The sequence below is a fragment of the Mycobacterium sp. NGS61 genome, from assembly GCF_059812325.1.
In genome coordinates this window covers 82,546-96,648 of record NZ_JCALCL010000014.1, presented here as the reverse complement: position 1 = coordinate 96,648, position 14,103 = coordinate 82,546, and the positions used below count along the sequence as shown (strand labels likewise).

Here is a 14,103-nt window from a genome sequence, read left to right as displayed (position 1 = left end):
CGAGACGGTGAAGGACACACTGACGGCAGACGTCTATCGGCCCCGTCGCCGGAGGCAGGCCGTTAGATATGCTCAGCAACGCCATGGATGAGGCATTTTCCCCACCAGTCGACCCCGCGTTGCGAACCGCCGCCGCGGGGCCGGCCCAGGTCGGGGGTTACCCCGACAAATTGGATGCGCCGACCCTGCGAACCGCCGGGGTGTGCATCCTGGCCTCGCTGATGATGGGGCTGGACAGCACCGTCGTCAGCGTCGCGCAACGCACGTTCATCGTCGAGTTCGAGTCGACCCAGGCCGTCGTCGGCTGGACCATGACCGGCTACACCCTCGCGCTGGCCACGGTGATCCCGCTGGCGGGCTGGGCGGCCGACCGGTTCGGCACCAAACGGCTGTGGATGGGGTCGGTGCTGGCGTTCATGGCGGGCTCGATGCTGTGCGCGATCGCCCCCAACATCCTGTTGCTCAATGTCTTTCGTGCGGTACAGGGCATGTGCGGTGGCATGCTCATGCCGCTGGGATTCATGATCCTCACCCGGGTGGCCGGTCCGAAGCGGCTGGGCCGGTTGATGTCGGTGCTCGGGATCCCGATGCTGCTCGGTCCGATCGGCGGCCCCATCTTGGGCGGCTGGCTGATCGGTGACTTCAGCTGGCCGTGGATCTTCCTGATCAACCTGCCGATCGGGTTGTGCGCGTTCGTCCTTGCGGCGCTGGTGTTTCCGCGGGATCAGCCGGCACCGTCTGAGACATTCGACACGGTCGGCGCCCTGCTGCTGTCCCCGGGATTGGCGAGCTTTCTCTTCGGGGTGTCCGCCATTCCCGGCCACGGCACCGTGGTTGATCGCCAGGTGTTGATACCGGCAGTGGCCGGCCTGGTGCTGATCGGGGCGTTCCTGCTGCACGCCTGGTTCCGCGCCGAGCATCCGCTGGTGGACCTGCGGCTGTTCAAGAACCCCGTGGTGACCAATGCCAATGTGACGGCATTCCTGTTCGCCATCGCGTTCTTCGGTTCGGTGTTGCTGCTCCCGAGCTATCTGCAGCAGGTGCTGCACCAGACGCCGATGCAATCCGGATTGCACCTGATCCCCCAGGGCATCGGGGCGATGCTCACCATGCCGTGGGCCGGGGTGTTCATGGACCGCAAGGGTCCCGGCAAGATGGTGCTAGTCGGCATCACGCTGATTGCGGTGGGGCTGGGCATCTTCACCTTCGGTGTCGCCCGCCAGGCCGGCTACCTGCCGCTGCTGGCGGTGGGTTTGACTATCATGGGCATGGGCACCGGCTGCACGATGATGCCGCTGTCGGGGGCGTCAGTGCAGGCCCTGGCCCCGCATCAGATCGCCCGCGGTTCCACGTTGATCAGCGTCAATCTGCAGGTGGGCGGCTCGATCGGGACGGCACTGATGTCGATGGTGCTCACCAGCCAGTTCAACCGCAGTGAAAACATCGCCGCGGCAAACGAACTCGGTCGGCTACAGGAGGAGGCGGTGCGACGCCACGCTGCGTTGGACCCGGCAGCGGTACCGCCGCGGACCCTCGACCCGAATTTCGGCACGAACCTCGTGCACGACCTTTCGCACTGTTACACAGTGGTATGGGTGATCGCGACCGCGTTGGTGCTGATCACGCTCATCCCGGCTAAGTTTCTGCCCAAGACGCCCGCTGGTTAGCGGCGGTCGTCAGCAGCCACGCATACTGGAACGCGGTTTCCTTCCACCGCTCGTAGCGGCCGCTGATACCGCCGTGGCCGGCCTTCATCTGGGTTTTCAACAGGATGGGGTTTCCGTCTGGATTGCTGTGTCGCAGCGCCGCCACCCACTTGGCCGGTTCCACGTAGTACACCCGGGTGTCGTTCAGCGAGGTCATCGCCAGGATCGCCGGGTAAGGCCGGCCGGCGACGTTCTCGTACGGCGAGTACGACTTCATGTACGCGTAGACATCGCTGTCCTGCAGGGGGTTTCCCCACTCGTCCCACTCCGTGACGGTCAGCGGCAGTGAAGGATCCAGAATGGTGGTCAGTGGGTCGACGAACGGCACCTGGGCAAGGATTCCGGCGAACAGTTCCGGCGCCATATTGGCCACCGCCCCCATCAGCAGACCACCCGCACTGCCGCCGAGTGCCACCAACTGCTGCGGGCGGGTCAGACCGGATTCCACCAGATGCTGTGCCGCCGCGATGAAGTCGGTGAAGGTGTTCTTCTTCTCCAGCAACTTGCCGTGTTCGTACCACAGCCGGCCCATCTCGCCACCGCCGCGCACGTGGGCGACGACGAAGACCATCCCGCGGTCCAGCAGCGACAACCGGGCGATGGAGAACCGCGGGTCCTCACACATCTCGTAGGCCCCGTAGCCGTAGATCAGTGCCGGAGCGGGGAATTCGATGTCGGCTCGGTGCACGATGGAGACCGGGACCCGGGTCCCGTCCTCGGCGATGGCCCAGTCGCGTCGCTCCACGTAGTCGGCCCGACGGTAGCCGCCCAGCACCGGTTGTTCTCGGAGCAGGGTCCGCTCGCCGGTGCGCAGGTCCATGTCGTAGATCCGCACCGGTGTCACGAACGACCCGGCGCCCACCCGCAGCTTGGGTGAAGCCCAGTTCGGGTTGGCGCCCAACCCCGACGCCATCAGTTCGGAGTCAAAGGTGATTTCTTCGGGATCACCATAGCCGCCGTCAGTGGCGAACGGCCACAATTGAATTCGGGGCAATGCTGCCCGTCGGTAGCTGACCACCAGGTGACCGGCGAAGGCGTCCACACCGTCCAGGCGGACGTCGTCACGGTGCGGGATCAGAGTGTGTTGCCGGGACGGATCGTCGACCGGGGCTTCCACCAGCGTGAAATTGACCGCGCCGTCGTTGTGCAGGATCAGGAACCGCTGCTCGTCACCGACCACGGCGTGCTCCACCGAGTATTCGACCCCTTCGCGGCGGGACAACACGACAGTGAACTGCGCTTCGGGGTCGGCCGCGTCGGCGTAGCGGTACTCGGACGTGACCGACGAACCTGCCGCGATCATCATGTAGGCGTCACTGCGGGTGCGTCCGACCCCCAGCCAGAACCGTTCGTCGGGTTCGTGATAGACCTGCTCGGCGGGCTGCCCCGCGCCGAGTCGGTAGCGCCACACGGTATCCGGCCGCCAGGCGTCGTCCACGGTGATGTAGTAGACGGTGCGGTTGTCGGCGGCCCAGCTCGCGCCGGCGCCGATCCCGGCGATCTCATCGGGATACAGCTCGCCGGTATTCAAGTTCTTGAACCGCAACGTATAACGTTCGTCACCGACGGTGTCGACGGAGTAAGCCAGCAGGTTCGCGTCGAGGCTGACACTGGCAGCGCCGAGCGCGAAGAAGTCGTGACCGTCGGCCGCCTCGTTCTCGTCGAGCAGCACCTGCTCACCGGGGATCTCGGTGTGTTCGTCGAACCGGGGCGGGTTCCAGTCATCGGGATCGCTTGCCGGGCAACGGCAGTGGACACCGTACTGCTTGCCCTCGAAGGTGCGGGCGTAATACCACCAGGCGCCGCGGCGGGTGGGCACCGACAGGTCGGTTTCCTTGGTCCGCGCCTTGATTTCGTCGAATATCTGGTGCCGCAATGTGTCCAAGTCAGACGTCTGTTGGTCGACGTACGCGTTCTCCGCCTCCAGATAGGCGATGACCTCGGGACTGTCCTTGTCCCGCAACCACTCGTAGGGATCGAGGAAGACGTCGCCATGGTGCTCGCGTCGGGTCTCCACCCGTTTGGCCACGGGTGGTGCCAGCCGTTCGGTCATGCGCCGGGACCGATCCAGTCGTCGAAGCTCTTACCCGAAATCCGTTCGTATGCCTCGATGTACCGGTTTCGGGTGGCGACAATGATGTCGTCCGGCAGGGGTGGCGGCGGCTCAGTGCCGTGCCGGTCCCATCCGGACTCGGCGCTGGTGAGCCAGTTGCGGACGAACTGCTTGTCGAACGCGGTCTGCACCACCCCGGGCCGGTAGTCCGCGGCCGGCCAGTACCGTGACGAATCCGGGGTGAAGATCTCGTCGGCCAGCAACAGGTTTCCGTGCGCGTCGGTGCCGAACTCGAACTTGGTGTCCGCGATGATGATTCCTCTGTTCAGGGCGTGATCGGCGGCCTGCACGTAGATCTGCAGGGTGCGATCGCGCAGTTGGTTGGCGCGTACCCCGCCGACCAATTCGATGACCCGGTCGAATGCGATGTTCTCGTCGTGATCGCCCAGTGCGGCCTTGGTCGCCGGGGTGAACAGCGGCGTGCTGAACTTGCTGGCCTCCACCAGCCCGGGCGGCAACGGGATGCCGCACACCTTTCCGGTGGCCTGATAGTCGACAAGCCCCGACCCGGTCAGGTAACCGCGGGCCACGCATTCCACCGGAAGCATCTCCAGCCGTCGCACCACCAAGGCACGGCCGAGCACCTCGTCGGGGATGCGCGGATCGTCTGGTGGCCCGGCGAGGTGGTTGGGGGCGCTCACCAGGCCGAAGAAGAACACGCTCATCGCGGTCAGGATGCGGCCTTTGTCCGGGATGGTGCTGTCCAGGATGAAGTCGTACGCCGAGATCCGGTCGCTGGCGACCAGGAGCAGATGGTCGTCGTCGACACGGTAGATCTCCCGGACTTTGCCGCTGGCCAGATGCTGATAATCGGACAATGCGGGTCGCATCGGGTCAGCCTATCGGGCAGGCCGGGCCGGGCAGACCCGCAGGAGACCCGGCAAGACGATGTCATTCTGCTGCGAGCTGTGCTGGTATCGGTGTCATGACGCGGTACTTGCCTTACTCGACCCGGCCCTTCCGTCTTTTCGGCCAACTGATGAGCGACATCACCATCTCGTTGTGGACGGTGATCTGGGTCTTCGTCGGTTTCGCCGTCCACGAGGCGATTGCCACGATCGCCGAAGCCGGGCGGCAGGTCGAAGTCGGCTCGAAGGGAGTGGCGGGCAACCTGGCGTCGGCCGGGCACAGCGCGCACAACATTCCCCTGCTGGGCGACGCGCTCGGCCAGCCCCTGAACGCGGCCAGCCAGGCGGCGATGGACATCGCCGGAGCCGGGCACGAACTGGACACCACCGCCAGTTGGCTGGCGTGGGTGCTGGCGCTGGCGGTCGCGTTGCCACCGATCCTGGCGGTGACGATGCCGTGGCTGTACCTGCGGATCCGGTTCTTCCGGCGCAAGTGGGTCGTGACCGCGCTGGCCGCCACCGCAGCCGGCCAGCAGCTGTTGGCGCTGCGCGCACTGGCCAACCGCTCACCGGCCAAGCTCGCCGCCGTCAGCGCGGATCCGGTCGGGGGGTGGCGCTACGAGGATCCCGTCGTGATCCGGGGGCTGGCCGTGCTGGAACTGCGCGCGGCGGGGGTCAGGCTCCGGATGGAATAGGTCCTCACGCCGCCGGCACGAGCGCGAGCTCCCCGGCGAGAACCCGCACCGCGTAACGGATCTGCTCTTCAGTGTGTTGACTGGTGATGAAGAACCGCAGCCTCGCTTGATCCTCGGGCACGGCCGGGTAGAGGATCGGGTTGGCGTTGACGCCGTGCCTGAGCAGTGCGTGCGACAACCGCAGCGCCGTCATCGAGCTGCCCACGATGCACGGAATGATCGGGGTGCCCTGACTGTCTCCGGTGTTCAGGCCGGCTTCCCGGGCCAGCCTCAAGAACAGCGCCGACGACTCGTGCAGACGCTGCAGGTGGCCTGATTCGCTGCGCATCACCGTGATTGCAGCAAGTGCCGCGGCCGCGATGGCCGGCGGTAGGCCACCGCTGAAGATGAACCCCGGCGTGGTGTATTTGAGATATTCGATCAGCTCCCGGCTTCCCGCCACGTAACCACCGCAGCCGGCCAACGCTTTCGACATTGTGCCGCACCATAATTCGACGTCGGCGCGGTCGACGCCGAAGTGTTGCCCGACGCCACCGCCAGCGGCTCCGAGCACACCGATGCTGTGCGCCTCGTCGATCATCAACAACGCCTGGTGTTTTTTCTTGACCTCGATGAAGGCGGGCAGGTCGGCGACGTCCCCGTCTTGGCTGTAGACGCCCTCGATCACGATCAGCACGCGGCGGTACTGGTGCCGGATTTCGGTCAGCAGCTCGTCGAGCGCGGCGGCATTGTTGTGCGGGAAGGGTCGGCGAGTGGCCCCAGATAGCTTGCAGCCCTGCACGATACTGTCATGCGCGAGACTGTCGTGGATGACGAGGTCGCGGTCGCCGAGCAGGTGTCCGATCACCGTCACATTGGTGGCGTGCCCATTGACCAGAGCCAGCGCATCCTGGGTTCCGAGCAGATCGGCCAGTTCGCGTTCGAGCGCACGGTGGATCGGCTTCTCGCCGGACAGCATGCGGGACGCCGAGCAGGAGCTGCCATATCGGCGCACTGCGTCGGCCATGGCCTCAGCCACTGCCGGGTGACCCGACAGGCCCAGGTAGTTGAAACTGGCGAAGTTGATCACCTCGACACCGTTGATGATCGAGGTGTCGGTGGTGATGCCGTCGTTCACCACAAAGTACGGATTGTCGACGCCGGCGGTGTCGACCAGTGAGATCCGCTCTGCCAGCGCTTTGACCTCCTCGAAATCGCTGATCCGGAATTGCGGGGTGACCGCGGGCGGCTGCGTCGCTTCCTCGGCCGGCTCGCCTACGCTGCCGCCGGCCATGGCAACCACATCGGCGATCATCGTGTCCGGTCCGAAGGCCGCCAGATCAACCTGGCGACCGGGCAGCTTGCGTTTCAAGCCGCTGATCAGATCGGTCACCATGATGGAGTCGAATCCAAGGTCGCCGACGATGGTCGACGACAGATGTAGCCGCGCCGCGGGAAACCCGCTGACGCGGGCGATCTCGGCCCGCACCACGGCGCTGATGTCCACCTGCGACGGTGATTCGAGATGCGTAGTCAGCTCGGCCGGCAGGTCGATACCGCGATATGCGGCGAGCACGGCCGCCTGCTCGCGGAACAGTGCCACCAGACTTTCCATCGTGGGCTCCTTATCGGTGTCGGTGCCGGTGTCGTGCCGGGACGTTGGACCGGCTTGTTCGGTGATCCGGTAGCGGTTCGCGGTGCTGAATTCATATCCGCCGAGTCGGTGCGCCACCCTGGCATCGGCGGGATACAGGGTGTCCCAGTCGGGGTTCAGTCCGTCGCGGTACAGCGCCGCGGCGGTTTCGGCCACACCGCGAGCCACCGACAGGACGGGTGGCGCATCCGGATGGGATCGGATGATCATCGGCGCCAACGTAGGCCGGGAACCGAACTCCACCAGGTGGGTCGGGTGCGTCTGTAGCGCTTCGGTGACCGCGGCACCGAACCGGACGGTGGCCCGGACGTGCGCCGTCCAATACTGCGCGTCCATCGGTTCGTCGCGATCGGGAATGCCACCGCGCAGAGTGGAAAACATCGGAATCAACGGCAGCTGGTAGCGGCACTGCGTGGCTACGGCCGCGAACTCCGCGACCATCGGCTCCATCAACTCCGAATGGAAGGCGTGCGACACGTCCAGCCTTCGTGCGCGGATACCTGCCTCGGCACACCATGCCGCCGTGCGCTCGATGGCGTCCAACGCACCGGACAGCACTATTTCGCCGTCGCCGTTCACGGCCGCGACATCCATTGTGCGGAACGGAAGTTCGTTGACCGATGCGTGTATCGCCAACATGCCGCCGCCGGCGGGCAGCCGCTGCATCAAACGTCCGCGTGCCACGACCAGTCGGCAGGCATCCTCGAGACTGAACACCTCGGCGACAACCGCGGCGGCGTACTCGCCGATGCTATGGCCGAGCAGCCAAGCCGGTTCGGCACCGACCGCGGCGAGCGCCTGCGTCTGCGCATACTGCGCGGCGAAGATCGCCGGCTGTGCGAATTCGGTGCGATGCACGCGGTCGTCATCCATCAGCCGGCCGATGCGTGCGCCGAGATACGGCAGCATCGTGCTTTCGACCCGGTCGAACGCGTCGCGGAATGTGGCACTGTCCTCGTACAGCGCCCGGTGCATGCCCGGATACTGCGTGCCCTGTCCGCTGAACAGCCAGCCCGCCGAAATCCCGCCGGCGGCACCGGTGTCGAAGTCTCCTGCGCGCAGTGCCGCGACGGTTGCGGCGCGGTCGCGGGCGGCCAATGCCAGGCGCACCTTGCCGGTCGCCTTGATCTTGTTCGTCGACCAGCACAACTGCGCGAGCGGTGCGGTGCTGTTCTCCAGGTCCTCGGCAAGCCGAACTGCGTTGCGGTGCAGTCCTTCCGGTGAGTCAGCGGACAGCGTCACGATCCCGCCACCGGTAGTGGCCGGGACGGGCGCCGCGGAAGCGGCGCTGGCGAGCACCACGTGGCTGTTCGTGCCGCCGATACCGAAACTGGACACCCCGGCGTAGACCACGTCCGCCGGCAGTGCCATGGGCTCGGACAGCAATCGCAGTCCACCGTCGCCCAGCCGTAGCGCAGCGTTCTCGTCGTCGGCGAAGCGCGTGGGCGGCACCATCCGGTGATGCAGGCTGAGCACCACCTTGATCAGGCCGGCGATCCCGGCGGCGCCTTCGGTGTGACCGAGGTTGCCCTTGATGGACCCGATCACACAGGGCTCTTCGCGTCCCCGCCGATGGGCGTGGGCCAGCGCCTTCACCTCGATCATGTCGCCAAGCAACGTCCCGGTGCCGTGCGCCTCGAGGAAGCTGATCTGGGCGGGGACGATGCCGGCGGCACGACAGGCCGCTTCGACAACCTGTTGCTGCGCCCACCGATTCGGCGCGGTGACGCCGTTGCTGCGGCCGTCGCTGTTGACCGCGCTGCCTTTGATCACGGCATAGACGGGCAAGTTTTCGGCCACCGCGTCGGCCAGTCGGCGCAATACGATGACGGCTACGCCCTCACCGCGCCCGATCCCGTCGGCCGCCGCGCTGAACGGTTTGCAGCGACCGTCCGGGGCGGCCAGCCCGGCCTGCGTATAGAACGCGTTGATGGCCGGGGTGAGGGTGAGGTTGACCCCCGCGGCCAAGGCCTGGTCACATTCGTGGTGCCGCAGCGCCTGAGCCGCCAGGTGCACCGCGACAAGTGAGGATGAGCACGCGGTGTCCACCGCGAGACTGGGACCTTTGAGGTCCAACTGGTAGGACAGCCGATTGGCGGTCATGAAGTGGCCGTTGCCGGAACCGGTTTGAGCGGTGATCCGGGTGTAGTCGCGCATCTGCAGATGTGCCCATTCGGCCGCCATCACACCGACGAACACGCCGGTGTGGGAACCAGCCTGTCCGCGCGGGTCCAGCGTGGCGTTTTCGATTGCCCGCCAAGCGGTGTGCAGCAGCAGGCGTTGCTGCGGGTCCATTGCCGCGGCGTCCCGCGGCGTGATGCCGAAGAAGTCGTTGTCGAAGGCGTCGGCCTCGGCGATCAGTCCGGCATTGCGGTGGTTGAGGATTCCGGAGTTCTGCAGTGCGGCGCCATCCCAGCGCTCGGACGCGGTGATCTCGTCCACCCCGTCGCCGCCTTCGAGCAGCAGCTGCCACAGTGCGGCCGGGTCAGTTGCTCTGGGAAAACGGCAGTCGAGGCCGACAACGGCGATGTCGGTCATCATGCGACTGCTTCGTCGACGCGGCCGACTCGCTCTGCAACGGCCGTGCCGATGAATTCGGCGATGTGCGACAAGGTGGGATAGTCGAAGATCAGCGTCGGCTCGACATCGATGTCGAAGTGCGTCTCGATCTCGCCGGCCAGGCTCACCGCGCGCACCGAGTCGACACCCATGTCCGCCAGGGGTACGAAGGGGTCCAGTGCCGGTGCGACTTCGAGGGCGGCAGCCAGTCGAATAGTCAACCAGCGCAGAGTGTTACGGTGTTGGGCAGTCATCGAAGCTCCTCATCAGATGGCGTTGTGGCTGTGGTGCAGTACGTGGGACAGGTGGGAACGTAGGAACGCCGTACGCATCGAAGCTCGTTGCACCTTCCCACTGGTGGTGAGGTGGATGCCGCCGCGTTCGACGAACACCACGACGGGCGCGGGAACCTCGAAAGCCCCTGCCACGGACCGCTTCACTGTGGCGGCCAGCTCGGCGTAGGTGACCTCGCCGAGCAAGCTGCTCTTGACGGTGTGAATCACCACCGGTCGTTCGCCGCCGTCCACGTCGACCGAGAACGCGACCCCCCGTGCACCCGTCAACGCCGGGTGCAGTGTCTGGACGTAGTCCTCGATGTCCTGGGGGTAGAGGTTGCGTCCGTTGACGATCAGCAGATCTTTGCGGCGGCCGGTCACGTAGAGCTGCGCGTCATGCAGGAATCCGAGGTCGCCGGTCCGCAGGTACGGGCCGGTGCCGTAGTCGGTCAATGCCGCAAACCTGTCTGCGGTCTCGACCGGCTTGCCGTGGTAGCCGGCGGCGACACTTCGACTGCGCAACCATATTTCGCCGACCCGACCATCGGGCAGTACCGTGCGGGTGTCGGGGTCGACGACGAGCACCTCGATTCCCGGCCCCGGCTCACCGGAACTGACCAGACGCACACTGTGGTCCGTGCCGGCTTCATAGCGATTGCGTTCGAGGGCATCGGTGTCGGCGTCGAGATGGCGCGGTGCGCCGCGACTGACGGTGGCCAGTAGGGTCACTTCGGCCATTCCGTAGGCCGGACGTAGTGCCGATGGCGAAAAGCCGTTCCGGGCAAGCAATCCGGTGATCCGTTCAATGGTGTGCCACCGGATGGGCTCGGCACCGTTCAACGCGACTCGCCACGACGCGAGGTCCAGCCCGGCGAGTTGCTCCGGCGTCACCCGGCGCGCGATCAGGTCATAGGCGAAATTGGGCGCAGCGGAATGTGTTCCGCGGTAGTCACTGATGGCCCACAGCATTCGCAGCGGTTGTTTGAGGAATGCCAGCGGCGACATGGTGACAGCGTTTGCGCCGGTGACGAAGGAAAGCAGCACACTGAACAGACCCATGTCGTGGAAGTGCGGGACCCAACCGACCACTACGGCTTGGTCAGTCACGTCCAGCGCGTGCGCGATAACCGCCTCGTTGTGCAACACATTGTCATGGGTGACGGCGACGCCCTTGGGGTCACCGGTCGACCCGGACGTGTACTGGAGCAGGACGACTGTGTCGGGCGTGATTTCAGGCATCGTCCACGCATCGGCATTCACGGGTGGTCGGTCGTCGTCGGCGCTGCAGGTGATCGGGCGATCGAGACCGAGGGCGCCGATGCCCGTGGCGATCACGGCCCGCAGCTCGGCGGAAGTCAGCACCAGACTGCTGTCGGAGTCGCGGAGGATAGCTGCGACGCGTTGCAAGCTGCGTTCGTCGTGCGGCAACGGCGCGGGGACCGCCACGACACCGGCGTAGACGCAGCCCAGGAACGTCATCCAAAACTCGATGCCTGGCTCGAACAACAGCAGTACCGGCCGGCTGGTCTCCGGGCGGGACTTCAGCCAGACCGCCACCGCACGGGCACCGCGGTCGAGGTCAGCGAAGGTGACGCGTTCTTCGATCATCCTTCGTCCGGACTCGCGCAGAAAGACGAAATGCCGGCTAGCGCCGTAGGTTTCGAATTGCGACCGCAGGCAGCAGACCAGATCAAGGTGCGCGGTTGCCGGCAACGGCGGCCGAACGGCCTGTGCTATCCCGGTTGCTTCCGGACCCACCATCTCCGCACTCCCCAGATTCGCTGCACTGTTGAACAGCAATCTGGTGGGCGGGCCTCAAAGCATTCTCAACAATTTCTTGGCGTCCTGCGGTTTCGGCACGCAGGCGTATGCCCGCAGGCTCAGGCGCTGTTGACGAGGATGGCGTACTGCGCCGCCGCACGCTGGCGCGCGTCCTTGTCCTCGTTGCTGTGCACCCACCCGATGTAACGTCCGAAATTCACCGCACACTCGAACCGACTGTTGGCGTTGTCGGCCACGATTTCCTGTTTCTGTTCGTAACAGCGGGCGCCGGGAATGTCGTTGGGCGGCGGCACCTCGTGGTCCATGTACTCCCCCCGCTCGGCCTCGACCAGCTTGGGCAGCAACGTCTTGGCGGCCTCTTCATCCTTGGTCCGCAGCAAGACGCTGTCAGAGCTGAACGCGCACCGGTCGATTCCGGCTTCAGCGTACAAACCGTCTTTGCGGGCTTGGCTGTCTGCACAGAAACCGGCAGCATGCGGGCCCATACTGCCGAAATTGAGTGACACTCTGGGCTGGTCTCCGGCGAAGAAAAGTCGGCTGAGCATCCGATCGGGATCGATCGGCATCGAAGTGAGGTCGACACCGGCACCCGGAATGAGTCTGCCCACCAGCGGCAACTGCAGGTCCAAGATCCGCTGCACGCGATTGGTCAGATAAGACAGGTCGGGGTTGTTGTCGCTGCGAACCGCAATGGACATCACCAGCCTGCCCGAGGCCATGGTGGCGCCGACCGACGGGGACCCGGGCCGATAATGAGCCTTGGCCTGCGGATAGCCAGGTATGGGAGTGGCCTGGTTTTCGGGGTTGACGGCGAAGTCCACTGAGTCCATCTCCACGGCGGCCCGGGCGGCGGCGTCGTCGTTGGGGAAGCTCGTCAACATGATCACCGCCAGATCCCCGGTGCGGTCGCGGACGAACTCTTGGAAGCGCTTGGAGATCCCTTCGATGAAATATCCGGAGATCATCCCGTACTTCTGCAGAACCGGTTGCGTCAGTGGCGTTCCGGTACCCGAAATTGCGGTGGCAGCCAGTTCCGGGTCTGGGACCGCCTGTCCGTAGACATGGTCCAGCAGGGGGTCGACGGCATAAGGGTCGGTGACACCCTCGGCAAGGCGGTAGGCCTCCAAAAAGCGGCCTTCATCTGCAGTGGCCGGACCGGGCAGGGACCGCGGCTTCGTGCCGTAGCGCCCCACATCGAGTTTGCTGATATCGGTGGAATCCGCAGTGGAATCACCTTTGGTCAGCTGCCAGATAGCCAGGCCCGCCACGATCGCGACGACGAGCACGACGGCAGCTGCGATCGGCAGCCATCGATTACGCTTGCCCGACAGCGCCTGTGGCCCGAAGGTCGATGGGCCGCCGGGCCCGGCGGGGCCGGGCGGATAATACTGGGGAGTCGGCTGTGCCCAGGGTTGCTGAACCGGCGGTTGCGTGGATGATGTTTGCTGTCCGGGTGTGGTCTGCACCGTGGGTGCGGAACTACCCGGAATGGTGAAGGTCGCCGTCGCGCTGCCCAGGCTGGCGAGAGCCTCCTCCGCCGCGCGGGCGAACTCGCCGCTGGTGGCGTATCGGTCGTCGGGGTTCTTGGCCAGGGCGCGCGAAATCACCTCGTCCAGCGCCGGGGGCAGTCCCATGCGGGAACTCACCCGGGGTGGCGGTTCGGTCAAGTGCGCCCCGACCAGCGTCGCGGTATCGCCGGAGAACGGCGGGTTCCCGGTGAGCGCCTCGACCAGAACGCACGCCAGCGCGTAGGTATCGGATCGCGGGGTGACTGCGCTCCCGTCGCCGCGGAACCTTTCCGGCGCCATGTATGTCCACGTGCCCAGCACGTCACCCATCTGGGTCAGCTTGGTTTCGGTGGCCGCGTTGGCGATACCGAAGTCCACCAGATACGCGAAATCGTCGGCGGTGATCAGAATGTTTCCCGGTTTCACGTCGCGGTGCAGCACTCCGGCGGCGTGGGCGGCATCCAGTGCCGAGGCGATCTGGCGCACGATTGACACCGCTTTGTGCGGCGGCAACGGACCGGAACGCTGCAACAGGGTGTCCAGGTCGGTGCCGTTGATCAGCCGCATGTCGACATAGAGTTGCCCGTCGATCTCGCCGGTCGAGTGGATCGGCACCACATGCGGGTCCTGCAGCCGTCCGGCGATGCGGGCCTCCCGCTGTAGCCGCTGCCGGTAAGCCGAATCCTGGGCGTAGGGACCCGAAATGAGTTTCAGCGCAACAACTCGGTCCATGGTGGTGTCCTGTGCTTCGTACACAGTCCCCATACCGCCGCTGCCGATCACCCGCTTGAGCAGATACGGGCCGAATTGCGTACCGGCTTCTAACCGTGTCTCGTCCATCGCTGCTCCTGCTACCGGGCACCGCTCGCCGGCCACCAGCCCCGGCGACTTCTCGACGGCGCACGCACCACCACCGTGCCCACGCCGCAGTGGCATCCTAAACCGGCAAAGGCGTTATTAGCCGGGTCACGGGCTGAAAATCTG

General features: G+C 65.7%; 8 protein-coding genes. 2 read left to right on the top strand and 6 right to left on the bottom strand.

Features of this window, described 5'->3' with window-relative positions; translation table 11 throughout:
• Window positions 1-68 precede the first annotated feature (68 nt).
• Entirely contained in the window at window positions 69-1,667 is a 1,599-nt protein-coding gene (locus AC5Y3Z_RS22890; RefSeq protein WP_463828442.1) for a DHA2 family efflux MFS transporter permease subunit, read from the top strand.
• Here AC5Y3Z_RS22890 and AC5Y3Z_RS22885 read toward each other — a convergent pair.
• Window positions 1,636-3,759 (bottom strand): S9 family peptidase, encoded by a 2,124-nt coding sequence (locus AC5Y3Z_RS22885; protein ID WP_463828441.1) that lies wholly within the window; start codon window positions 3,757-3,759, stop codon window positions 1,636-1,638. The genes AC5Y3Z_RS22890 and AC5Y3Z_RS22885 overlap by 32 nt on opposite strands.
• A complete protein-coding gene (locus tag AC5Y3Z_RS22880; RefSeq protein ID WP_463828440.1) occupies window positions 3,756-4,649 on the bottom strand; it encodes a phosphoribosylaminoimidazolesuccinocarboxamide synthase in 894 nt (297 codons plus the stop codon). The genes AC5Y3Z_RS22885 and AC5Y3Z_RS22880 overlap by 4 nt, the downstream gene beginning before the upstream one ends.
• Before the next feature lie 95 nt (window positions 4,650-4,744).
• On the opposite strand from AC5Y3Z_RS22880, the gene AC5Y3Z_RS22875 reads away from it, so the two are divergent.
• Entirely contained in the window at window positions 4,745-5,362 is a 618-nt protein-coding gene (locus AC5Y3Z_RS22875; RefSeq protein ID WP_463828439.1) for a hypothetical protein, read from the top strand.
• Between the two features lie 4 nt (window positions 5,363-5,366).
• On the opposite strand, the gene AC5Y3Z_RS22870 is transcribed toward AC5Y3Z_RS22875, so the two are convergent.
• The 4 genes from AC5Y3Z_RS22870 to AC5Y3Z_RS22855 form a co-directional block, all read right to left on the bottom strand.
• On the bottom strand, window positions 5,367-9,533 hold the full coding sequence (locus AC5Y3Z_RS22870; protein ID WP_463828438.1) for an aminotransferase class I/II-fold pyridoxal phosphate-dependent enzyme: 4,167 nt from the start codon (window positions 9,531-9,533) through the stop codon (window positions 5,367-5,369).
• Window positions 9,533-9,808, bottom strand: coding sequence for an acyl carrier protein (locus tag AC5Y3Z_RS22865; RefSeq protein ID WP_463828437.1), 276 nt, complete (start codon window positions 9,806-9,808; stop codon window positions 9,533-9,535). Before AC5Y3Z_RS22865 ends, AC5Y3Z_RS22870 begins: the two co-directional genes overlap by 1 nt.
• 12 nt (window positions 9,809-9,820) lie before the next feature.
• Window positions 9,821-11,590 (bottom strand): fatty acyl-AMP ligase, encoded by a 1,770-nt coding sequence (locus tag AC5Y3Z_RS22860; RefSeq protein ID WP_463828436.1) that lies wholly within the window; start codon window positions 11,588-11,590, stop codon window positions 9,821-9,823.
• A gap of 119 nt (window positions 11,591-11,709) precedes the next feature.
• Window positions 11,710-13,959: a serine/threonine-protein kinase gene (locus tag AC5Y3Z_RS22855; protein ID WP_463828435.1), complete on the bottom strand. Its 2,250-nt coding sequence runs from the start codon at window positions 13,957-13,959 to the stop codon at window positions 11,710-11,712.
• Window positions 13,960-14,103: the final 144 nt, after the last annotated feature.

What these genes read in the sequence shown, in the direction of transcription:
- AC5Y3Z_RS22860 (WP_463828436.1), bottom strand. Translation starts at nt 11,590, where the DNA reads ATGGTGGGTCCGGAAGCAACCGGGATAGCACAGGCCGTTCGGCCGCCG.
- AC5Y3Z_RS22875 (WP_463828439.1), top strand. Translation starts at nt 4,745, where the DNA reads ATGACGCGGTACTTGCCTTACTCGACCCGGCCCTTCCGTCTTTTCGGC.
- AC5Y3Z_RS22880 (WP_463828440.1), bottom strand. Translation starts at nt 4,649, where the DNA reads ATGCGACCCGCATTGTCCGATTATCAGCATCTGGCCAGCGGCAAAGTC.
- AC5Y3Z_RS22855 (WP_463828435.1), bottom strand. Translation starts at nt 13,959, where the DNA reads ATGGACGAGACACGGTTAGAAGCCGGTACGCAATTCGGCCCGTATCTG.
- AC5Y3Z_RS22885 (WP_463828441.1), bottom strand. Translation starts at nt 3,759, where the DNA reads ATGACCGAACGGCTGGCACCACCCGTGGCCAAACGGGTGGAGACCCGA.
- AC5Y3Z_RS22865 (WP_463828437.1), bottom strand. Translation starts at nt 9,808, where the DNA reads ATGACTGCCCAACACCGTAACACTCTGCGCTGGTTGACTATTCGACTG.
- AC5Y3Z_RS22870 (WP_463828438.1), bottom strand. Translation starts at nt 9,533, where the DNA reads ATGACCGACATCGCCGTTGTCGGCCTCGACTGCCGTTTTCCCAGAGCA.
- AC5Y3Z_RS22890 (WP_463828442.1), top strand. Translation starts at nt 69, where the DNA reads ATGCTCAGCAACGCCATGGATGAGGCATTTTCCCCACCAGTCGACCCC.